Source organism: Sphingomonas phyllosphaerae FA2 (assembly GCF_000427645.1).
GTDB lineage: Bacteria > Pseudomonadota > Alphaproteobacteria > Sphingomonadales > Sphingomonadaceae > Sphingomonas > Sphingomonas phyllosphaerae.
Genome location: NZ_KE386571.1, coordinates 1,042,411 through 1,065,393, shown reverse-complemented (window position 1 = coordinate 1,065,393; position 22,983 = coordinate 1,042,411). Strand labels below are relative to the sequence as shown.

General features: G+C 68.2%; 15 protein-coding genes. 10 read left to right on the top strand and 5 right to left on the bottom strand.

Translation table 11 applies throughout. The features are described from left to right. Window positions 1–34: 34 nt before the first annotated feature. Window positions 35–1,417 carry a sensor histidine kinase gene (locus SPHPH_RS19000; RefSeq protein ID WP_037488152.1) on the bottom strand — a complete coding sequence of 461 codons (1,383 nt, stop codon included), beginning with the start codon at window positions 1,415–1,417 and terminating at the stop codon, window positions 35–37. Beyond that, window positions 1,407–2,072, bottom strand: coding sequence for a response regulator (locus SPHPH_RS0105440; protein WP_028965780.1), 666 nt, complete (start codon window positions 2,070–2,072; stop codon window positions 1,407–1,409). The genes SPHPH_RS19000 and SPHPH_RS0105440 overlap by 11 nt, the downstream gene beginning before the upstream one ends. Before the next feature lie 100 nt (window positions 2,073–2,172). Between SPHPH_RS0105440 and SPHPH_RS0105435 the strand changes: the two genes are divergently transcribed. The 5 genes from SPHPH_RS0105435 to SPHPH_RS18995 are packed head-to-tail and all read left to right on the top strand — an operon-like array spanning window position 2,173 to window position 8,450. Continuing rightward, entirely contained in the window at window positions 2,173–3,246 is a 1,074-nt protein-coding gene (locus SPHPH_RS0105435; RefSeq protein WP_028965779.1) for an ABC transporter substrate-binding protein, read from the top strand. Further along, on the top strand, window positions 3,243–4,736 hold the full coding sequence (locus tag SPHPH_RS0105430) for an OprO/OprP family phosphate-selective porin (RefSeq protein ID WP_028965778.1): 1,494 nt from the start codon (window positions 3,243–3,245) through the stop codon (window positions 4,734–4,736). Before SPHPH_RS0105435 ends, SPHPH_RS0105430 begins: the two co-directional genes overlap by 4 nt. 32 nt (window positions 4,737–4,768) lie before the next feature. Beyond that, on the top strand, window positions 4,769–6,070 hold the full coding sequence (locus SPHPH_RS0105425) for a CitMHS family transporter (protein ID WP_028965777.1): 1,302 nt from the start codon (window positions 4,769–4,771) through the stop codon (window positions 6,068–6,070). Window positions 6,071–6,086: 16 nt separating this feature from the next. After that, on the top strand, window positions 6,087–6,761 hold the full coding sequence (locus SPHPH_RS0105420) for an alpha/beta fold hydrolase (RefSeq protein ID WP_037488149.1): 675 nt from the start codon (window positions 6,087–6,089) through the stop codon (window positions 6,759–6,761). A gap of 27 nt (window positions 6,762–6,788) precedes the next feature. Further along, window positions 6,789–8,450 carry a tetratricopeptide repeat-containing sulfotransferase family protein gene (locus tag SPHPH_RS18995; protein ID WP_051272855.1) on the top strand — a complete coding sequence of 554 codons (1,662 nt, stop codon included), beginning with the start codon at window positions 6,789–6,791 and terminating at the stop codon, window positions 8,448–8,450. A 10-nt stretch (window positions 8,451–8,460) separates the two neighbouring features. On the opposite strand, the gene SPHPH_RS0105410 is transcribed toward SPHPH_RS18995, so the two are convergent. Both SPHPH_RS0105410 and SPHPH_RS0105405 read right to left on the bottom strand, forming a co-directional pair. Next, window positions 8,461–9,615: an acyltransferase family protein gene (locus SPHPH_RS0105410; RefSeq protein ID WP_051272854.1), complete on the bottom strand. Its 1,155-nt coding sequence runs from the start codon at window positions 9,613–9,615 to the stop codon at window positions 8,461–8,463. 25 nt (window positions 9,616–9,640) lie between these two features. Further along, window positions 9,641–12,406 (bottom strand): TonB-dependent receptor, encoded by a 2,766-nt coding sequence (locus tag SPHPH_RS0105405; RefSeq protein WP_037488147.1) that lies wholly within the window; start codon window positions 12,404–12,406, stop codon window positions 9,641–9,643. A gap of 248 nt (window positions 12,407–12,654) precedes the next feature. Here SPHPH_RS0105405 and SPHPH_RS0105400 point away from each other — a divergent pair, with 248 nt between their 5' ends. Next, a complete protein-coding gene (locus SPHPH_RS0105400; RefSeq protein WP_037488145.1) occupies window positions 12,655–15,240 on the top strand; it encodes a family 20 glycosylhydrolase in 2,586 nt (861 codons plus the stop codon). Between the two features lies 1 nt (window position 15,241). On the opposite strand, the gene SPHPH_RS0105395 is transcribed toward SPHPH_RS0105400, so the two are convergent. Continuing rightward, window positions 15,242–16,708, bottom strand: coding sequence for a DHA2 family efflux MFS transporter permease subunit (locus SPHPH_RS0105395; RefSeq protein WP_037488143.1), 1,467 nt, complete (start codon window positions 16,706–16,708; stop codon window positions 15,242–15,244). A 103-nt stretch (window positions 16,709–16,811) separates the two neighbouring features. Here SPHPH_RS0105395 and SPHPH_RS0105390 point away from each other — a divergent pair, with 103 nt between their 5' ends. Genes SPHPH_RS0105390 through SPHPH_RS0105375 form a run of 4 tightly spaced genes read left to right on the top strand, consistent with a single transcriptional unit; the run spans window position 16,812 to window position 22,958 of the window. Next, window positions 16,812–20,384, top strand: a complete 3,573-nt coding sequence (locus tag SPHPH_RS0105390) for a hydantoinase B/oxoprolinase family protein (protein WP_051272853.1) — start codon at window positions 16,812–16,814, stop codon at window positions 20,382–20,384. Continuing rightward, window positions 20,384–21,061 carry a DUF969 domain-containing protein gene (locus SPHPH_RS0105385; protein ID WP_028965770.1) on the top strand — a complete coding sequence of 226 codons (678 nt, stop codon included), beginning with the start codon at window positions 20,384–20,386 and terminating at the stop codon, window positions 21,059–21,061. Before SPHPH_RS0105390 ends, SPHPH_RS0105385 begins: the two co-directional genes overlap by 1 nt. Beyond that, the gene (locus SPHPH_RS0105380; protein WP_028965769.1) at window positions 21,058–21,957 is read left to right on the top strand and encodes a 5-oxoproline transporter, DUF979 family subunit; all 900 of its coding nucleotides are present in this window, start codon (window positions 21,058–21,060) and stop codon (window positions 21,955–21,957) included. Before SPHPH_RS0105385 ends, SPHPH_RS0105380 begins: the two co-directional genes overlap by 4 nt. Then, window positions 21,954–22,958 carry a DUF2891 domain-containing protein gene (locus SPHPH_RS0105375; RefSeq protein WP_028965768.1) on the top strand — a complete coding sequence of 335 codons (1,005 nt, stop codon included), beginning with the start codon at window positions 21,954–21,956 and terminating at the stop codon, window positions 22,956–22,958. The genes SPHPH_RS0105380 and SPHPH_RS0105375 overlap by 4 nt, the downstream gene beginning before the upstream one ends. Window positions 22,959–22,983 lie beyond the last annotated feature (25 nt).

Here is a 22,983-nt window from a genome sequence, read left to right as displayed (position 1 = left end):
CGTGAGGATGGTCCGCTAGACCCTTCACGTTGCGTCAGTTCGGGGATCCGAAGTGCAAGACGACGCGAAGTCCGGGGCGTGTATTCACCAGCGACAGGGTCGCGCCGATGCGCTGCGCACCCGAGCGCGCGATGGCGAGGCCCAGCCCGGTACCCTCGGTGCCGTGGCTGGTGGACAAACGCGCGAACCGGTGCCCGGCCTTGGCGACATCGGTGTCGGACAATCCCGGCCCGTCGTCCGCTACGATCACCGACACGCCGCCATCGTCCCGCGATACGGCAATCGTCACCTGCCCGCCCGGTCGATTGTAGCGGATGCCGTTGTCGATCAGGTTGGACAGGATTTCGAAGATCAGCGTGCGGTGGCTGTCGATCGCAATCCTTTCGGGCGCGTCTAGGTGCAGTTCGACCGATGCCCCGATCGCCTGCGCGATGCGGCGGTTGATGACGGCGACCGCGACCTCGCGCAGATCGACGCGTTCGGAGGGCGGCGCGACCCCGGCTTCCTCGGCGCGGGCGAGCGCCAGTAATTGCGTGACGAGATGTTCGAGCCGGTCGGCGGCGTCGGCGATCTCGTCGAGCGCCGCCGGGTCGCCGCGCCGGGCCAGCGCCACCTGCACCTTCAATACCGTCAGCGGCGTGCGCATCTGGTGCGAGGCGTCGGCGGTAAAGCGGCGCATTCCCGCCGTCGCGGTGTCGAGGCGCGCGAGCAGATGGTCGAACGCGTCGGCGAGCGGGCGCAATTCGGTGGGCAGCGGCCCGGCGTCCAGCCGCGACAGGTCCGGCGTGGCGCGGGTGTCGCGTGCGGCCACGGCGTCGCGCAGCCGCGACAACGGTCGCAGGCTCCACGAGAGCGCCGGGCGGATCAGCAGCATCGCGACGCCGATCAGCGAAACCTCTCCGAGCAAGAGCGCGCGCAGCAGCCGGTTGCGCAGCGCCCGGCGACCGTCGAGCGTTTCGGCCACCTGCACGATCACCGGCTCCGCGATGCGCGGCAGGGCGCGGCGGACCTCGGCGATGCGGATGTCCTGATCGCGGTAGCGGGCATAGCGGAAGCGCGGCGTGTCGAGCGTCAGCTCGGCTGCGCTGGGCGCGGACAGATCGGCATAGCCGGTGAGCAGCCGGTCGCCGACCGCGATCCGGTAATAGACGTTGTCGCGCTCACTATTCTCCAGCATCCCGAACGCGGCGGGCGACAGGTCCATCGTCACCTCGCCGCGCTCGACCTGCACCGTCTCGGCGATCGCGCCCAGCGCGCCGCCCAGCACGCGGTCGTTGGTGCGCCGCACGGTGTCGGCGATCAGCGTCGCGCCGGCCAGCCCGAGCAGGATCGCGATGCCGAGCAGCGGCGCGAGCAGGGCGGCGAGCAGGCGCGTGCGTAGCGCAGGCGCACGGCCGCGCGCGGGGTCATCCGCCATCGAGCAGATAACCGACGCCCCGCACGGTGCGGATCGCGGGACCGTCCGGCGCCAGCTTGCCGCGCAGGCGGGTGATGTTCACCTCGATCGCATTGGGGCCGACCGGCTCGTCATAGCCGAAGACCTCCGACTGCAAGGTCTCACGCGGGACGATCTGCCCGGCGCGCGTCGCCAGCGCGTCAAGCACCGCCCATTCGCGACGGCGCAGGTCGAGCAGCCGATCGCCCACGCGCGCCACCCCGCGCGACCGGTCGAGCACCAGCGATCCCACCACCAGTTCCGGCGTGGGATCGCCGCCGCGTCGCCGGCCGAGCGCGCGGATGCGGGCCTCAAGTTCCTCAGGCGCGAAGGGCTTTCGCAAATAATCATCCGCGCCGAGATCGAGTCCGCGCACGCGATCATCGAGCGCGTCGCGCGCGGTCAGCATCAGCACGGGTACGCGATTGCCCTGCCGCCGCAGCGTCTGGAGCACCGCAAAGCCGTCGATCCCCGGCAGGCCGACATCGAGCACCACCAGCGCATAGCTTTCCTCGGCGACGACCATCAGCGCGTCCTCGCCATCGGCGACGTGATCGACCGCATGGCCGGCGGCGCGCAGCAGCGCGACGATCCCGCGCGCGAGCGCCGCATCGTCCTCGACGATCAGAATTCGCATGTCGGGGGCGAACCGTGAAAGGTTAATGACAGCTTGCCGGCATAATCCATGTTCAACAGCTTACCCGAACTCAGAGGCGGGAAGCGAGAGGACCTGAATCATGCGTATGCCGATCCTGTTGATGCTGGTGCTGGGGGCCGCGACGCCCGCCGCCGCACAACGCCCGGCGGGCTACCCCCGCTCCTATGACGCGCTGATCGCCGCGGCGCGGGCCGAGCGCGGGGTGCACGTCTTCGGCAATGCCGACAGCGCCGCGATGCAGCCGCTGATCGCCGCGTTCCGCCGCACCTATCCGGGCGTCGCGGTCCGCTACGACGACCTGGAGTCGCGCGACATCTATCGCAGGGTGGTCACCGACGCCGCAGCGCACCGGCCGGGCGCGGATCTGGTGTGGTCGTCGGGGATGGATCTGCAGGCCAAGCTGATCAACGACGGCTATGCGCAAGCCTATCTGAGCCCCGAGAAGCCGGCGCTGCCCGCCACCGCGGTGTGGAAGAACATGGGCTATGGAGTCACCGCAGAACCGGTCGCGTTCGTCGTCAACCAAAGGCTGGTTCCCCCGGCGCTGGTGCCGCGGACGCACGAGGCGTTCGAGCGGCTGTTGCGCGATCGCCGTGCCGCGCTGACCGGCAAGGTCGCGACCTATGACCCGGCGCAGTCGAACGTCGGCTATTTGTATCTCAGCGAGGATCAGGCGATCACGCGCGACACCCGCTCGCTGGTGCAGGCGATCGCCGCGACCCGCCCGATGCTATCGCGCACCACCGAGCCGATGCTGGACGCGATCGCGGCGGGGCGGATCGCGATCGCCTATAACGTCGTCGGCCCCTATGCGCTGGCGCGGGCGCGACGCGATCCCCGGATCGGGGTGGTCTTCCCGCGCGACTATACGATCGTCGCCTCACGCGTCGCCTTCATCGCGCGCGATGCGCGGCGACCGGCGGCGGCGCGGCTGTTCCTCGATTTCCTGCTGTCGCGCACCGGGCAGACCTTGCTCGCGCGCGAGTGGCTGCTGCCGGTGCGCACCGACGTGCGTGCACCGCGGCTGTCACGCGAACAACAGCGCCCGATCCGCGTCGGGCCGCAGCTTCTCGTCAATCTCGATTCGATCAAGCGCCGGCGGTTCCTGACCGACTGGCGCGCGATCCTCGCCGAAGGGGCCAAGACGCCATGACCATCTTCCGAACCGCCAGCGCGCTGATCGCGCTGCTTGCCGCCACCCCGGCGCTGGCGCAGACGCCGAGCGCCGACGAACTCGCCGTGCTGGTGCGGCAACAGGCGGCCGAGATCGCGACGCTGCGCGCGCGGCTCGACCGGCTGGAGGGCGCGCAACCGGTCGCCGCCGCCCCTGCCCCAGCACCAGCGCCCGTGCCCGGAACACCGGTCGCGCCGCAACTGGCGCAGACCAATGTGCAGGGCCGCGACACCGTCACCCGGCCGTTCGCGCCGCAGCTGGTGCCGCCCGGGCCCGCCGAGCGCGACATCGTGCAGGCGGGGCAGGCCAATGCCGCGGGCGTCACGACCGAATGGGGCGCGGGGCTGCCGGTGTTCCATTCCGCCGACGGCATCTACACCTTCAAGCCGCGCGGGCGCATCCTGACCGACGTCAGCTCGACCTTCGGTTCGAAATATGATGCGCGTAACCTGACGACGACCGGGATGCGCGCACTGCGCCTCGGGCTGGAGGGGGGCGTCGGCACGCACTTCTTCTACCAGTTCGAAACCGACTTTTCCGAGAACGAGGTCGATATCGTCACCGCCTTCGTCGGCTGGCGCGACCGGATCGGCAAGGGCGTGGATTATGACGTTCGCGCCGGTCACCTTTTCAACGATCGTAGCTTCGAGGGCGCGACCGGATCGGACTCGACGCCGTTCATGGAACGCACGGTGGTGGCGACCGCGATCATCCCGCAGCGCGGCTTCTACGGCGTCGGCGTCATGCCGCGCGTGTTCTGGAAGAGCGGCCACGCCTCGCTGACCGTCACCGGCGATCGGATCGATGGCAACCAGAGCGTCAGCGACAGTCGCACCGCGCTGGCCCGCGCGCACTGGAACCCGATCAAGACTGAGGGCGGCGTCCTCCACCTCGGCCTATGGGGCTTCGACGAAGCGCTATCGTCGGCCGCGACGACGCTGACCCGCAACACCGTCATCGGCGGGCGCTTCAACGGCGCGCTGCGCGTGTCGACCGGGACATTGCTGGGCGGGCGCAGCACCACCGGCTATGGCGTGGAAGCGGGCGGCTATATCGGCCCGATCTGGGTGATGGGCGAAGCCGGCCAGCGGCACGCGCGGCTCGACGCCGGCCGCTCCGATTTCGTCAGCAAGGCGTGGAGCCTGTCGGGCGGCTGGTTCGTCACCGGTGACCTGCCCCCATACAATCCGCGCCTCGGCAGCTTCGGCCAGCCGCGCGTGCTGAAGCCGATCTTCGACGGCGGCCCCGGCGCGATCGAGCTGACCGCGCGCTACGAGAATCTCGATTACACCAGTCTGCTGAGCGGCGGGCGCGGCTGGGCGGCGACGATCGGCGCCAATTGGTACCTCAACAGCTTTACCCGCTTCCAGATCAACCTGGCCCATTGGGACACCGACAATCGCGCGGGCGCCTACACCGGTGCCGACAGGGGCGAAACGCTAGGCACCCGCATCGCCGTCACCTTCTGATCTCCTTTCCTCCCGACGAAAGCATCCTTCCGATGGACCTTGCTCTGCTCGGCTTCCTGATGGTGGCCACCTTCATGACGCTTATCATGACGAAGCGGATGACCCCGCTCGTCGCGCTGATCGTCGTGCCGACCGCGTTTGCGCTGCTCGCCGGTTTCGCGTCCGGACTGGGCGACATGATGATCGACGGCATCAAGAACCTTGCACCGACCGGCGTGATGCTGCTGTTCGCGATCCTGTTCTTCTCGATCATGACCGATACCGGGCTGTTCGATCCGTTGGTCAACCGGCTGCTGCGCGTGGTGCATGGCGATCCGCTGGCGATCCTGATCGGCACGGTCGTGCTGTGCGCGATCGTCAGCCTGGATGGTGACGGATCGACGACGTATATCATCACGATCGCCGCGCTGCTGCCGCTCTACAAGCGGTACGATATGAACCGGCTGTACCTTTGCTGCCTGTTGATGAGCACCAGCGGGATCATGAACCTGACGCCGTGGGGCGGGCCGACCGCGCGCGCGGCGAGCGCGCTGAAGCTCGACCCGGCGACATTGTTCCTGCCGCTGATCCCGGGCATGATCGCAGGGCTGGTCTTCCTGATCGGGCTGGCGATCTGGTTTGGACGCAAGGAGCGCCGCCGCATCGGGCACGTCAAGGCGAACGAGCCGACCGCCTTCACCGGCATGGCGGTGTCGCAGTTCCCCGAGGCGCGTCGCCCAAAGCTGCGCTGGTTCAACGCCGCGCTGACGATCGCGCTTATCGCCGGATTGGTGTCGGGCATCCTGCCGCTGTCGGTGCTGATGATGCTGGCATTCGCGATCGCGATGATCGTCAACTATCCGCAGGTCGCCGAGCAGAAGGAGCGGATCGCCGCGCACGCCGGCAACGTCCTGTCGGTCGTTTCGCTGATCTTCGCGGCGGGCATCTTCACCGGCATCCTGTCGGGCACGGGAATGGTCGAGGCGATGAGCAAGGAAGTGGTGGGGATGATCCCGCCGGTGCTGGGGCCGTATATGGCGCCGATCACCGCGCTGCTCAGCCTGCCGTTCACCTTCTTCATCTCGAACGACGCCTTCTACTTCGGGATGCTCCCGATCCTCGCCGAAGCGGGCACGCATTACGGGGTCGAGCCGATCGCGATTGCGCGTGCCTCGCTGATGGGGCAGCCGGTCCATCTGCTCAGCCCGCTGGTGCCGTCGACTTATCTGCTGGTCAGCCTCGCCGGGATCGACCTTGCCGACCACCAGCGGTTCACGCTGGTGCCTGCCGCGGCGGTATGCGCGGTGATGACGCTGGTCGGGATCGCGGTGTTCGCCTTCCCGCTGGTCAGCTGATTCTGGAGGGACGAACATGATGGTGCAACGGACCGTACCGCTCGTCCTGCTGCCCGCGATGGGCTGCGACGGACAATTATGGGCGCAACAGGTGATCGCGCTGGGCGATATCACGCATCCCGAGCTGGGCGACCCGACGGTCGATGCGACACTGGAGGCGATGGCGGCGCGGGTGCTGGCCCATGCCCCGCCGCGCTTCGCGGTCGCCGGGGTCAGTCTGGGGGGCTATGTCGCGCTTGAGATGATCCGTCAGGCGCCCGAGCGGGTCGAGCGGATCGCGCTGTTCGGCACCCGCGCCTCGCTGAGGATGCGCGCGCGGACGCTCGACGAACAAGGGATGCTGGCGATCGCGCCGCATGCCGATCCGATGCTGACCCCGATCATCAGCGGACCGGTGCAGGCGATGGCCGAACGCGTCGGTGCCGAGGTGTTCGAGCGCCAGCAACGCGCGCTGCTGGCGCGGCCCGACATCGGCGATGCGATCGGCGGCGTGCGCGTGCCGACGCTGGTGGCGGTCGGCGAGCGCGACCGCATCTGCCTGCCCGACGATGCGCGCGAACTGGCGGCGAGCATTCCCGGTGCGCACTTCCGCCTAATCCGCAATTGCGGGCATCTGGCGCCGATGGAGCGCCCTGGCGAGGTGACCGCATTGTTGCGCGCATTCCTGACCGACCGCCTCGATCACGCGTAAGCGGCGGGTTCGTGCTAGCGTCGCGGCATGACCGCGACGGATGAAATCGAAACGTTGCGCGCCGCACTTCACGCGGGGCGCAGCGAGTGGGTGTTGGCGGCGGCGAGGCGGTTGCTGGCGGATGCGCCGGACAGCGTCGATCTGCTCGAGGTCGCTGCGCTCGCTGCCGAAAGGGCCGGCGATCCGGGGCTGGCCGAGCGCCATCTGCGGCATCTGGTCGCCGTCGACCCCGATGCACGATGGGCCCGCGACGATCTGGCCCACCTGTTGCTGCGACGCGGCCAAGCGGACGCGGCGGAAGCGGTGGCAAAGGCCGGGCTGGTGCATGATGCCGACGATCCGGCGGCACACGGCTTTCTTGGCCAGCTGCTCGTGCAGCGTGGGCGGTTGCACGAGGGCGCATGGCATCTGCGGATGGCGCGACGGTCGCTGTCGTCGCGAGAGGCGGCGGCACTGGCGCCGGCGCTCGCCCGTGCGATGTTGCGGATCGGGCATCTCGACGAGGCCGCGACGCTTGCCACCGAGGCGAGCGGATCGTTCCAGGCCGCTATACTCGCGGTGGAAGTTGCGGAACAACGCGGCGACGCCGACGCCGCCGAAACGGCGTTCGTGCAGGTGCAGCGTCTGGCGAACGGGCGCGACGTGACGCTGCTGGCGGCGCGCGTGCTTGCGATCGGCGCGCGGTGGCGGGAGGCGTTGGCCACGCTCGACCGACTTCCGGACGAGGCAGCAGGCGCGGCGTTGCTGCTGCGCGGACGGCTGCGTGAGCGCGCCGGCCGTTATGCTGAGGCGTGGCGGGATTTCGTCGCCGGCAAGGCGCGGCTCGGGCGCGTTTACGATCGCGCGGCGATGGACGAACATTTCGCGACGCAGCGACAATGGCCGGCGGGGCTGCCGGCGGCGACAGCGCGGGGAGACGTTCCGCAGCCGATCTTCATCATGGGGATGCCGCGGTCGGGCACGACGCTGGTCGAGCAGATCCTGTCGGCGCATCCCGACATACGGGCGGGCGGCGAGCTGCCGTTCGTTGCGGAGCTGCGCGCGTTCGCGGGCACGCTGCTCGGCGGCGATGCGCCGCTGGCGCAGACGATCGCGCGGCTGCGGATCGCGGACCGCCACCATCTGCCGGCCATATTCCGCGACTTCTATCTTGCGCGGGCAGCGGTTCACGGGCGTGGCGAGGGTGCGCGTTTCTTCACCGACAAGATGCCGCTCAACGAGGTCGATCTGCCGCTGATTCGGCTCGCCTTCCCGACCGCGCCGCTGATCCTGATGCGGCGGCATCCGCTCGACGTGCTGGTGTCGATGATGGCGCACGACATGACGCATGGCGGCAATTGCGCCTATCGGATCGAGGATGCTGCGCATCACCTGGCGGGCGTGTCGGCGCTCGTCGCACATTATCGGGAGCATCTGTCGATCGCCCCCCTGGTCGTGCGGTACGAGAATCTGGTTGCCGATCCCGCACGCGAACGGGCGCGGGCGATGGCGGCGATCGGGCTCGCCGAGCACCCGGCGCAGGCCGATTTCCACCGTCAGCCCCGGCACGCTCCAACCCCGAGCCACGCGCAGGTACGCGAGCCGGTGCACGATCGTTCGGTTGCGCGCTGGCGGCGCTACACCGCCGAGCTAGCCCCGATCATGCCGGTGATCGCAGAGGCGATCCGGCGCGACGGTTACACCGTCTGACAAGCGCGCGTCAGACGCGCAGGTACCAACCGCGCTTGTCCATATAGGCGATCGGATACCAGACGATCGCAACGAACAGCGCCACCGGCGCCAGCGCCGGGATCTGTGTACCGACGATCGGCGCCAACCACTTGAACGGCAACTGGATCGCGTCGCCGGTCAGGATGATCGAGGCGACTTCGTGCAGCACGTAGGCGGCGATGGCGTTGCGCCCGAAGCTGCCGAACAGATCGCCCTTACGCGCCGGACAATCGTCACGATCGAACAGGTTGTGGAACAGCCCGAGCAGCGCGATCGTCAGCCCGGTCGAGAGCAGGACGAAACTGCTGGTCCACAGATTCTTGGCGATCGGAAACACGATGCCCCACGCCAGTCCGGTCACGATCGCCGCCAGTCCCGCGATCAACAGCGTCTTGGCACTGCGCACCACCGGGAGACCGCGGCGCAGGAAATCGCCCGCCAGCGTGCCCAGCAACGCCTGCGCCACCGCGGGCAAGGTGCCGAGCAGTCCTTCGGGATCGTAGCCGAATGGCCCCTTCACATAGCGCCACTCGCCGAACACGAGGCGGTCGACCCACGACACGAAATTGTGTCCCGGCACCCACAGGTCGGTCGCGCTTCCGTCCGGCACCGGCAACAGGCACAGCACCCAATAGCCGATCAGCAACGCCCCCGCGGCGATGGCGCGGGCGCGCGTGCCCATCCGCGGATACAGCAGCGCGCAAATCGCGAAGACGATGCCGATCCGCTGCAACACGCCGGGCAGGCGCACGCCATATTTGTGGAAGTCGGCAAGGAAGAACATATGGCCGAGCAAAAGCCCGATCAGGATCATCCGCGCCGCGCGCGCCAACACGCGCCGCGTCGCCGCCGCGCTCCCCGCCTCGCCGCGCGACGACACCGCGATCGAAACGCCGACCATCGTGAGAAAGGCGGGGAATACGGTGTCGGCAAGCGTGAAGCCCGCCCAGTCGGCGTGGAGCAAGGTCGCGAACACCGGCTTGTCGAGCGATTGCACCCCGGCGGTGGCGTTGACGGTGATCATCCCCGCCACGGTCACGCCGCGCAACAGGTCGAGCGAGCGAAGCCGTCGCCCGGCGCGATCGTGCGGATCGCGCGGCCCGGTCGCGACCGGCCCCGGCGCTGTCTCAACGGCTGCGGTCATTGTGATCCTCCCCTTGCCGCCGCCATCAATAGGTCACTCGCAGGCCGAGGTAAAAGGTTCGGCCATTGTCATAATAGGAGCGTGGGATCGCGGGATTGCCGACGAAGTAATAAAGCTTGGCGTTGGTGATGTTCTGCGCATCCGCACTGAGCGAGAGATGCGGCGTGACATGCACGAGCAGCGATCCGTCGAGTTGGCCATAGCCGTCCTGCCACATCGGCGTCGCACGATCGATGCCCGAGCGGAACTTCGACCGGTAGCTGTAGGCGAAGCGCGTGCTGACGAGGTCGTTTTCGAAATAGCCGGTCAGGTTCCAGGTGTGCTTGGAATTGCCGTCGATGTCGCGGCCGAGCGGATCGTCGGCGGCGACCGAATCCTTGTTCCGCTTCGCATCCGAATAGGTGTAGTTGGCGATCACGCCGAACCCACCCCAGATCGGCTGCTGCCAGTTCACCTCCGCGCCCTTGTTGACTCCGCCGCCGCCGTTCACCGGCTCTTCGACAAGGAAATAGGCACCGTTGGGGTGAAGGACGGTGCGATAGAAGCGCCGGCTGGTCGTGGTCGTGATATAGTTCTTGATGTCGAGCGCGAAGATACCGATCGAGAACAGCGACTGCGGCGCGTAATAGAATTCGGCTGCGAGATTGAATTGCCACGCTCGGAACGGATCGAGCCGCGGATTGCCGCCTGCGCTGCCCGACAGACTGAGGTCGTCTACCGAAAAGGCACCGGCGAGCTGTGCATAGCCCGGCCGCGACATCACCTTGGCCACTGCGCCACGCAGCAGCAATTTGTCGGTGGCGTTATAGGTCAAATTGGCGCTGGGGAGGACGTCCCAATAGGCGCGGCCATCCTTCACCTCGCCAAATTCACCGAATTTGTTGGTGATCGTCGGCGTGACGTTCGGCGAATATTGCAGCGTGTCGATATCGGTGCGGATCGACCGCAGCCCGATGTTGCCGCGCCAGTTGCGGTCGTTGCCGACCCGCGCCATCGCGTAGAAGGCGGTATCGTCCTCCTTCACCGAAAAGCTGGACGGCGGGTAGAAGGCCTCGCTGGTGCCTCCGCGCGTGTTCAGCACGTCCTCGACCTTGCCGAGATCGGCGAGCGAATAGCGGCTCGGTTGGCCGATCCGGCGATTGAAGTTGCCCGGCGTCGTGGCGCCCGCGAACACGTCGGCGAGCCCGATCTGGTTGGTGCCCGACGCGCCGAATTCGGGATCGACCGCTGGCGTATCGTTGCCGGCCCACAGGATCCCGGTCGCGTTCACCGCGCGCTTGTGGCTGGTGAAGCGTGCGCCGGTCTTGATCGTTCGCAGCCAGCTTGAATCGGCAAGTTCCTGTTCGAGATCGATCTGGGTGTAGAATTCCTTGTCCGGCGAGATCGTCGACCCGCCCCAGGTGCCGCTGAAATAGTTCTGCAGATACGCGGACGATGTCGGATCGGTCGGCAGCCCCGGATAGGCGAGCGTCGCGCCCTTGCCGTCAATCGCGTAGCTCATGCCGGTCTGCCAGTAACTCTCCCAGGCACGCTCCTTGGTGGTTTCGCCGCGCCCCTCGGTATAGCCGACGTTCGCGTGGACGGTCATGCCATCGGCGGGGCGCCATTTCGCCTCCAGCGTGCCGTTCCATGTCGAGGAGAAAGCCGTGCGGAAGATGTCGTCCTGCACGCGCCCGAACGCAGGCGTGCCCCCCGCCCCGGTCGCGCCCCATGCCGCCGAAGTCAGATAGGTGACGCCGCCATAATCCTTGGTGGTATATTGCCCGAGTGAGTAGCCCGGTGTTCCCGGTATCGAATTATCCGCGACCAGCTTGCTGGTCCACGCCATGCTGTTCACATTGACGTTGTTGGCGCTCATCCGCGTGTAGAGCCCGGTGGCGATCAGCTCGAGCCGATCGGTCGGCTTGAACTGCATCGAGACGGTGCCGCCCTTGCGGATCCGTTCCTGCGTGAAATAGGCGTCGCCGATCAGCACCGGATAGGCGACATCGACCCCGCTGTTGTTGAAATTCTCCTGCATCGTATAGCCAAGAAACTCCTGACCGTCGCGACGGAATTCGCGCGCCTCGTAGAAGCCCGCGACCAGCACGCCCAGCGTCCCGGCCTTGTTCTTCCAGCTCGTCACCGCCGACACCTGCGGCTTCCACTTGTCGGAAAGGTCGTTGTACGCGCCCTGCGCGGTCAGGTTGAACGTGCCGGAGGGCAGATCGAGCGGCAGGCGGCTGTGGACGTTGATCGTGCCGCCGATCCCGCCTTCGGGGATATCGGCCTGCGCGCTTTTGTAGACCTCCAGGCTGCCGACGATCTCGGACGGGAACATGCTGAAGTTGAAGCTGCGCCCGCCGTTCGCCTGATCGAGCACGAACCAGTCGCCGGTCGCCAGGCTATGTCCGTCCAGCAACGTCAGGTTGAGTTCCGGATCGGTGCCACGGATCGACACCGACTGGTTCTCGCCGAAGCCACCGCCCGCCGACGAGCCGGTGACGACGTTGACGCCGGTCAGGCGGCCCAGCGAGTCCGCGACGTTCTTGTCAGGGAATTTGCCGATGTCCTGTGCGGTGATGACTTCGGACACCATGTCCGACTGTCGCTTCTGATTGAGCGAGGCTTCGATCGAGGCGCGGATGCCGGTGACGACGATGTCGCCGTCCGTGTCGCCGATGCCGCTGCGAACCTGACCGACAGGAGGCGTATCCTGTGGCTGATCGGCGGGCGTTTGCTGCGCCCGGGCCGGTGCCGCAAAGGCGAGGGCCAGGACGCTGGCCGATGACAAGACGCCTCTCACGATCATGACTGCCCCCAATCAATTGTGTTGTTTTGGTATCAGTTCGTCGCCGGCATCTGCGCCCTGCCCGCAGGTGTTCGACGATCGTCACGCATCAAAAAACATCGATCCTGCGCAATTTGCAAGCGCAAACGTTACTCCGATGTGTCTGTTTGTATCTCGCGGTGTCTTTTTGGTATTGTTCACTGAGCAGGGTCGTGACACCATCGCCGCCATCGCCGGAGGCAGGCGCCGCGAGATTTCCAAGGAGGAACATGGACATGCTGGTGACCGCGTTGTTGATCGCCGCCACCGTTACCTCCGCCGCCGCATCACCCTCCCCGCTCGATCGCCTTGCCGCGGAACTCGGTTATCGCGTGTCGGTGGTCGACAATCGCCCCACCTACTGCCCGCCGCTGCCTGTCGATCCCGCTGCGCCGCCCCCGCCGACACCGTTGCCGCCGCGCAAGTGCATGGTGCTCGACATCGACCTCGACATTCCTGCCGACGTCACGCCGCCTGCCGGGCTGGAGTTGCGCACCAGCCTGATCGGCAGCGTTCTGGTGATCGAGAGCGCGGAATTCGACAGCCGTCTGGTCAACGGCGACGTGACGATCTTTACGCTCAAGCCGGGGCAATCACTGGCGGCGGGGCAGCGCTACCGCATTCGATTGACGGCGAGCGTGCCGTTCTTTTCGCGAGCGTTCGTGTTACCCAATGCCGCGCTTGCCGCGCCCGGCGTCGCACCGGCGGTAATCGCCGCGTCGCGGCCCGGTACCGATCCCGAAACCGGGCTGGAAACGCTGCCCGATGTCGCAGCGATGACCGACGAGCCGCGTCTCGCCACCGCGTCGGCCGCGGATCGCAACGTCTGGCTGACGCCCACGCGCGCCTTCGCGCGCTACGCCGCGCGGGGGACTGGCGCGGCCCCCGACATCGTCATCCTTCCCGCTCCTGCGCAAGCAACGCGCACCGAGGGTGCAACGGTCGATTTGTCGAAGGGCGTGCGGATCACGATACGCGGCGGGGCGCGCGCTTCGCTCGCACCGGCACTGGCGGGGTTGGAGAAGGTGGGGATCGGGGCGGGTCCGGTTCCCGTGGCGGTGACGATCGGTGATCTGTCGATCCCGGCCGAGAGTTATCGGCTCGACGTAGCCCCCACGGGAATCCGCATCGCCGCGCGTGATGCCGCGGGCGCCAGCTATGCGCTGCAATCGCTGGCGCAGCAGGCGGCGCACGAGCAATTGCGAATGAAGCCGCTGACGGTCGTCGATGCCCCGCGCTTCGGCTATCGCGGGCTGCATCTGGACGTGGCGCGCAACTTTCACGATCGCGGCGAAATCCTGCGCATCGTCGAGCAGATGGCGGCGCTGAAGCTCAATACGCTACACCTCCATCTCGGCGATGACGAGGGCTGGCGCATGGAGATACCCGGGCTGCCCGAGCTGACGCAGGTCGGTGCGTACCGTTGTCTCGACCTTTCCGACCAGACATGCCTGCAACCGCAACTCGGCGCCGACCCGGCGCGGGACGCGCCGACGAACGGTTATCTGACGACGTCGGACTATCTCGCGATCCTCACCGCCGCCAAGGCGCGGCAGATCAACGTGGTGCCGTCCTTCGACATGCCCGGCCATTCTCGCGCCGCGATCAAGGCGATGGAGGCACGGTATCGTCGACTGTCGGCGGCGGGGCGCATGGCGGATGCCGAACGCTTCCGCCTCGTCGAGCCGGGCGACACCACGCGCTATCGCAGCATCCAGACCTACAACGACAATACACTGAACGTCTGCATCCCACAGACCTATCGCTTCGTCGACACCGTCGTGTCCGCGATGGCGCGGCTCCACAAGCAGGCGGGCGTTCCGCTCAAACTCTACCATATCGGCGCCGACGAGACGGCGGGTGCGTGGCGCAATTCGCCGGCGTGTGTGGCGGAGGCGGCGCGGACGAATACCCCGGTCGCCCATCTCGGCGCACGCTTCGTCGAGCGGGTGGCCACGATGCTGGCCGCGCGCGGCATCCGCGCCGGCGCGTGGAGCGACGGGCTGACGAACGCCGACCCCGCCGCGCTGCCGCCGCAAACGCAATCCTATGTCTGGGGCGGCCTGTTCGATCGCGGTGTGGCGGAGGCGCACAGCCACGCAAATCGCGGCTGGCCGGTGATTCTGTCGATGCCCGACGTCACCTATCTCGACATGCCGCAGGCGGTATCGCCGGACGAGCCGGGTGCGACCTGGGCGACGCGCGAGATCGACCTGTTCCGCCTCTACGCGTTCATGCCCGGCAACCTGCCCGCCAATGCGGCGACGATGACCGACATCCTGAATCGGCCCGGCACGATCGACGACCGGACCCCGCTGACACCCGGGCATCAGGTCGCCGGTATTCAGGGGCAATTGTGGAGCGAGATGGTCCGCCGCGACTCTCAGGTGGAATATATGCTGTTCCCGCGGCTGTTCGCGCTGGCCGAACGCGGCTGGTCGCGCGCCGCGTGGGAACCGGCCTATGCGCCCGGCACCAGCTACAGTTATGGCGACGTCCGAGTTGACCGGGATGCGATGCTGGCGGGCTGGCGTGCGTTCACGGCGCGCGTTGCCGAACGATTGCCCGCGCTCGATCACGACGGCATCACCTATCGTCTGACGCCGCCGGGTGCGCGGATCGTCGACGGGCGGCTGGAGGCGAACAGCGAGTTGCCGGGCATGCGGATCGACTATCGCACCGGCGGCGGCGCATGGGCGCGCTATGCCGGTCCTGTTGCGGTGAGCGGTGCAGTGGACCTGCGCACGGTCACCCCCGACGGCAAGCGCGCCAGTCGCATCGTCACCGCCCTTCCCGAGCGCGCCGCCTGGCAATGATTCAGCGGTGGTGGCCGCTCATCTCCGCGCCGGCATCGGGCGCGAACTTGCGGTTCCAGACGATCGCCGAGGCCGAGATCGTAGCGACGACGAGGAACGCGATCGAGAATACCGTCAGCGTCGGCTGGCGCGTCCCGGCAAACAGCGTTCCCAGTTCCAGCACCGTCGCCGCGGTACAGATGCCGAGCGACAGCGTCAGTTGCTGGAAGGTGGCGTAGAAGCTGGTCGCCGCGCTCATCCGCCTCTTGTCGACATCGGCATAGGCGATCGCGTTGTAGCCGGTGAACTGAAACGAGGTGAAGAAGCCGGAGATCGCCAGCACCGCGAGCAGCGCGCCGCTCGACCAGTCCGGGCGGAAGAAGGCGCAGGTGGCATAGCCTGCGCTGCTCGCCAGCCCCGACACGATCAGGCTGCGGCGAAAGCCCCAGCGTCGCAGCACGCGCGGGGCGAGCGCCTTCATCGCCAGTGCCCCGAGCGCGCCAGCCATCGTGATCGAACCGGTCCGTGCCGCGGACAGCCCGAAACCGAGCTGAAACATCAGCGGCAGCAGGAAGGGCTGCGCGCCTTGCGTGATCCGGGTCAGCGATCCGGCGATCACCGACAGCCGGAAGGTCGGCACGTGCATCAGCGTCGGATCGAGGATCGGATCGTCGGTGCGTCGCGCGTGGCGGACATAGGCGAGGCCGAGCGCGACGCCGATCACCAGCAGGATGGCCCCGACTACCCCCGCACCGGGGCGGCTCGCCAGTTCGAACCCGAACAACAGGCAGCCGAGCGCCAGTCCCGACAGCAGGAAGCCCGGCACGTCGAAGCGCGCCCGCGCATCGCCGCGCACCTCCGGCACCACCAGCAGCGCGCCGATGACCCCGGCGATGCCGATCGGAATGTTGAGATAGAAGATCCACCGCCAGTCGAGCCAGGTGACGATGAACCCGCCGAGCGGCGGACCCAAAATGGGGCCGATCAGTGCGGGCATCACCAGCCATGACAGCGCCTGCACCATGTCTTCCTTCGCGACGCTGCGCAGCAGGACGAGCCGCCCGACCGGCACCATCATCGCCCCGCCGATCCCCTGTACGAAGCGGGCGGCGACCAGGGTCGGCAGCGACCCCGCGAATGCGCACGCGATCGAGCCGAGCAGGAACACCCCGATCGCGGCGCAAAAGACGCTGCGCGATCCGAACCGGTCGGCGAGCGTCCCGCTGGCGGGGATGAACAGCGCGAGCGCCAGCAGATAGCTGGTGAGCGCGAGGCTCAGGCTGGTAGCCGGCGTGCCGAGATCGCGCGCCATCGTCGGCAATGCGATCGTCAGCACCGTTCCATCGAGCTGCTGCATGAACAGCGCCGAGGCGACGACCAGCGCGATCACGCGGTAGCCGCGCACCGGCGTGCCGTCGGTGGCGCGCGGTGCCGCGCCGGTGACCGCCTCCACCGCCGGGGCAAGGCCGTCGCCGACATCGGCGCTCATCGAGGCCAGGTTACGTCGTCTCCATCGCATGCCGAGCCCTTTCGCGGAAAATCAAGCCGTTGGCCACATCGACAATCTCGCGGGTGGTTGCGATAGAGGCGCGATGACCGATCCTGCCGCCCGCCCCGCGCTCCGGCGTATCGCCATCGATCGCGGCGGTACCTTCACCGATGTCGTAGCGGAGCGGGACGATGGCTCGATCGCAGTCGCCAAATTGCTGTCGGTCGATCCCGGTCGCTACGACGATGCCGCCGTCGAGGCGGTGCGGCGACTGACCGGGATCCCGGATGGACCGCTACCGTCGATCAACGTGCGGATCGGCACGACGGTGGCGACCAACGCGTTGCTGGAGCGGGGCGGCGCGCCGACGTTGCTGGCGATCACGCGCGGCTTCGGTGACGCGCTGACGATCGGCTATCAGGATCGGCCGGATATTTTCGCGCAGGCGATCCGCCGCTTGCCGCCGCTCGCCGCGCAGGTGGTGGAGGTCGACGAGCGGGTCGATGTCGAGGGCGCGATCGTCCGCCCGCTCGATCTCGTCGCGGCGGAGCACGCCTTTCGTGGTGCCTATGAGCAGGGTCTGCGCAGCATCGCGATCGTCCTGATGCACGGCTGGCGACACCCCGCGCACGAGGCGGCGCTGGCCGAAGTGGCCGAACGGATCGGCTTCACGCAGATTTCGGTCAGTCACCGCGTGTCGCCGTTGATCCGGCTGGTCGCACGCGGCGACACGACCACCGCGGACGCCTATCTGACCCCCGTGCTGCGCGGGTATGTCGACGGGTTGCGCGCGGCGTTCGAGGCGGGCGGTGCGCCCTTGTTCATGCAATCGTCGGGTGGGTTGGCCGATGCCGCAGGCGTCAGCGGCAAGGACGCGTTGTTGTCCGGGCCGGCCGGCGGGATCGTCGGCATGGCCGCGGCAGCGACCGCTGCGGATATCTCGCGCGTCATCGGCTTCGACATGGGCGGCACGTCGACCGACGTGTCGCTGTGGGCCGGCGCGTTCGAGCGACGACAGGAAGCGGTGATCGGCGGGGTGCGCGTGTCCGCACCGATGCTGCGGATCGATACGGTCGCCGCGGGTGGCGGCTCGATCTGTCGATTCGATGGCGGGCGCTTCGTGGTCGGCCCCGAATCCGCCGGCGCCGATCCCGGTCCCGCCTGTTACCGACGCGGTGGGCCGCTGACGGTGACCGACTGCAACCTGCTTCTCGGCAAAGTGGTGCCGTCGCATTTTCCCGCGGTATTCGGCCCCGACCGCGACCAGCCGCTTGAGCGCGCAGCGGCGGAGGCACGGCTCGACGCCTTGCTCGACGACGTGGCGACGGCAACCGGATCGCGGCCCGACCGGATCGCGGCGGCGGAGGGACTGGTGGCGATCGCCGTCGCGAACATGGCAGGCGCGATCAAGGCGGTGTCGGTCGCGCGCGGGCATGATCCGGCGAGCTATGCGCTGATGAGCTTCGGGGGCGCCGGCGGGCAGCACGCCTGTCTGGTCGCGGATGCGCTGGGGATGACCGAGGTGCTCGTCCATCCGCTCGCCGGGGTCCTGTCGGCATGGGGGATCGCGCTGGCCGATCGCCGCGCGGTCCGGCAGCGGACGATCGGCGAACCGCTTGGCAGTGCGGCGTGGCGCAAGGCTCTCGAGGAACTGGCTGCCGAGGCCGTCGCGGAGCTTGGCGCGGAGGCGTGGGTCGAGCGTACCGCCACCCTTCGCTATGCGCGCACCGATCAGGGTATCGACGTCGCGGTTGCCGACGAGACCGCGATGGCGGACGCCTTCGCCACGGCGCACCGCGACCGGTTCGGCTTCGACGGCGACGATATGCTGGTCGTCGAGCGCGTGCAGGTCGAGGCGGTGCTGCCGACGCAAGCGCCGGGAATGACGGTCGGCAGATCCGACGGGGATACAGCGCCGGAGATGGTCGAGACGGCGCTGGGCGGGATCGTCACCGCTACCCCGCTGCATCGTCGCGAGGCGTTGAGTGCCGGCGTTCGCATTGATGGGCCGGCCTTGATCGTCGATGCCACCTCAACCGTGGTTGTCGAGCCCGGCTGGTCGGCGACCGTGCTGGGTGACGGTACCTTGCATCTGACACGCATGACCCAGCGCCGCGCCGAGACGATGAGCGCCACGGTCGATCCGGTGCGGCTCGCGATCTTTGCCGGACTGTTCATGGGCTTGGCGGAGGAAATGGGCTCGGCGCTGCAACGTAGCGCGGCGTCGGTCAACATTCGCGAGCGGCTCGATTTTTCCTGCGCGATCTTCGACGCGCACGGCCATCTGGTCGCCAACGCGCCGCACATTCCGGTCCATCTGGGATCGATGGGCGATTGCGTGCGGCATCTGATGGAGAGCCGCGCGGCGGATGGGCGCGGGATGCGGCCGGGTGACGCCTATGCGGTCAACGATCCCTATCGCGGCGGGACGCACTTGCCGGATATTACCGTGGTCCAGCCGGTCTTTGCGGGCGGTGCGACACCGGCTTTCTTCGTGGCGGCACGCGGGCACCACGCCGATGTCGGCGGCACCAGCCCCGGCTCGATGCCCGCCGACAGCCGGACGATCCACGACGAGGGCGTGGTGCTTGACGATGTGCTGGTCGTCGCCGAAGGACGATTGCGCGACGACGACGTGCGCGCGATCTTTGCGGCGGGGCCGCATCCGGCGCGGGCGATCGATCAGAATATGGCGGACCTGACCGCGCAGCTTGCCGCTTGCGCGCGGGGGGCCGCGGGGCTGGAGCGGCTGGCGTCCGAACAGGGGCTGGCGGTCGTCAGCGCCTATATGGAGCATGTTCAAGCCCACGCCGAGACGCTGGCGCGGCGCGCGATCCGGGAATTGAAGGACGGCGCATTCGATTATGCGACCGATGACGGCGCGGTGGTGCGCGTGTCGGTGCGCGTCGACCACGGCACCGGTGCACTGACGGTCGACTTCTCGGGAACCAGCGAGCAGCGCCCGGGGAACACGAACGCGCCGTTCGCGGTCACGCGTGCCGCGGTTCTCTACGTTCTCCGCACGTTGGTGGCCGACGATGTGCCGCTGAACGACGGTTTTCTGCGTCCGGTGACGCTGATCGTGCCTGAAGGCTCGATGCTGAACCCGCGCTTCCCCGCCGCGGTGGTCGCGGGCAATGTCGAAACCAGCCAGGTGGTCACCGATGCGCTGATGGGTGCGCTGGGCGCGATGGCCGGATCGCAGGGGACGATGAACAACTTCACCTTCGGCGACGCGACCCGCCAATATTACGAGACGATCGCGGGCGGTGGGGGCGCGGGGCCGGGCTTTGGCGGGGCAAGCGCGATCCAGACGCATATGACCAACAGCCGGCTCACCGACCCCGAGGTGCTGGAGACGCGCTTTCCGGTGCTGCTGGAGGCGTTCGCGATCCGGCGCGGGTCGGGCGGCGCGGGCGCGTGGCAGGGCGGCGACGGCGCCACGCGGCGCCTACGGTTCCGCGCGCCGATGCGCGCCAACATCCTGTCCAACCGGCGCACGGTCGCGCCGTTCGGCCTGATGGGCGGCGCGGACGGCGCGGTCGGCGTCAACCGGATCGAGCGCGCCGACGGCAGCGTCGAGACGCTGGACGCGACCGCCTCCGCCGACATGGCGCCCGGCGACGTGTTCGTGATCGAGACACCGGGCGGCGGCGGGTACGGGGACGCCGGCTGATGCTGGTCCTGTCCGGCGTCGCGGTGATCGCGCTTGGCTTCCTGTTGCGGTTCAACCCGCTGCTGGTCATCATCGTCGCGGCGCTGGTCACGGGACTGGCCGCCGGGCTCGATCCGCTGGCGGTGCTCGCGCGGTTCGGCCACGCCTTCAACCAGACGCGCTACGTCACCGCGGTCTATCTGGTGCTGCCTGTAATCGGCTTGCTTGAACGCAACGGCTTGCAGGAACGTGCACGGACGCTGGTCGCGGGGCTGAAGGGTCTGACGGCTGGCCGGCTGCTCGCCAGCTATCTGTTGTTCCGCCAAATCTCGGCGGCATTGGGGCTGATCGCGATCGCCGGTCCCGCGCAGACCGTCCGCCCGCTGGTAGCGCCGATGGCCGAGGCGGCGGCGGAGCGGCAGGGCGAAGGCGCGGACGAGGAGGCGCGCGCCGATCCCGAACAGGTCCGCGCGCTGGCCGCGGCGACCGACAATATCGGGCTGTTCTTCGGCGAGGATATCTTCATCGCGATCGGATCGATCCTGCTGATGAAGGGCGTTCTCGCCGGCTATGGCATCGTGATCGAGCCGTTCCACCTGTCGGTGTGGGCGATCCCGACCGCCATCGCCGCGTTCCTGATCCACGGCGCGCGACTGTGGCTGTTCGACCGGCGGCTGGTGCGGCGGCGGGCGCGATGATCGGGCTGAACTTCGTCTATCTGGTCGCCGGCTGCTTCTTCGCGGCGGCGGCGGTGCTCGGCTTCGTCGATCGACGCTGGGCCAATGGCGCGTTCCATGCGCTCCTCGCGCTCTCCTTCTTTGCCGGCGACTGGATCGGCGACGTCGGCAACGGCGTCCTGGTGCTGGCGCTGGTCGCAGTCGCGACCTCGGGACGAATGCGGCGGGGCGAGACGGTAGAGCCGGCGGCGCCCCGCGGACCGTTGCTTGCGCTCGCGCTCGTCATTCCGGTCGCGGCCTTGGGAGGCACGTTGCTGTTCAAGCAACTGCCGACAGTCGTCGATCCGGCGCAGGCGACGCTGGTGGCGCTCGCCGCCGGTGCGCTGCTCGCGCTGGTGCTGTGTCACCTTATACTGAAGACCCCGCCACTAGAGGGGGTGCGCGCCGGGCGGCGATTGCTCGACGAGATCGGCTGGGCAGCGATCATGCCGCAATTGCTCGCGAGCCTTGGCGCGATCTTCGCCGTGGCGGGCGTCGGCACCGTCGTCGGCGGGCTGGCCGGTGCGGCGATCCCGGCGGGCAGCGTGTTCGGCGCGGCGCTGGCCTATGGGCTCGGCATGGCGCTGTTCACAATCGTGATGGGCAATGCCTTTGCCGCATTCCCGGTGATGATCTCGGCAATCGGGTTGCCGTTGCTCGTCCGCGGCTATGGCGGCGATCCCGCGCCCGTAGCGGCACTGGGGATGCTGGCGGGATTCTGCGGCACGCTGCTGACGCCGATGGCGGCCAATTTCAACATCGTCCCCGCCGCGTTGCTGGAGCTGAAGGATCGCTATGGCGTGATCCGCGCGCAGGCGGCGACGGCGGTGCCGCTGCTGGCGTTCAATATTCTGTTGATCTGGTGGGTGGTCCGATGATGTTGCTCGATCCCGCGCTGGCCGGTCGCTTCGCGCGCATCACGCTCGACCATGTCGGACGCGAATATCCCTACAAGCTCGATCAGGTGCTGACCGGACCGCAGGATGCGGTACCCCCGGCGGCGCTCCACCCGATCTTCCACGGCAGTTTCGACTGGCACAGCTGCGTACACGGCTGGTGGCAGTTGCTGACGGTGCGGCGGCTGTTCCCCGATCTGCCCGAGACACTCGCCATCGTCGCGCGCGCCGACGCGATGCTGACGCCCGCCAAGGTCGCGGGCGAGCTGGCCTACCTCGACCGGCCGCTGACCGCGGGGTTCGAGCGGCCATATGGCTGGGCCTGGCTGCTCGCGCTCCATGCCGAGGCAGCGCGCCACGCCGAGGGCTGGAGCGACGCGCTCGCGCCACTCGCTGCCGCCTTCGCGGCGCGGTTCATGACCTATCTGCCGAAGCTCACCTATCCGCTGCGCGCCGGAACCCACGGCAACACCGCCTTCGCGCTCGTGCTGGCGCATGACTGGGCGGCGACGCGCAACCCGGCGCTCGTCGCGTTGATCGATGCGCGGGCGCAGGACTGGTTCGGCAACGATCGCGGGTGTCAGGCATGGGAGCCGTCGGGCGACGACTTCCTGTCCTCTGCGCTGACCGAGGCGTTGTTGATGAGCCGGGTGCTGCCCGCTGCGGCGTTCGCCGACTGGTTCGACGCCTTCCTGCCCGATCTGGTCCACGGCGAGCCCGCGACCCTGTTCCGCCCGGCCACCGTCTCCGACCGGAGCGACGGCAAGATCGCGCATCTGGATGGCCTGAACCTCAGCCGCGCATGGTGCTGGCGGGCGATCGCGGCGGCGCTCGGGGCAAACCACCCGGCGGCGAGCGCGATGACGAACGCGGCGGAGCGGCACCTCCAGGCCAGCCTGCCGCATCTCGACGACGATTACATGGGTGGCCACTGGCTGGCGACTTTCGCGCTGCTCGCGACGGGCGACACTGCAAGCGCCTAGGTTTCACCACAACTACTCTCCGTTT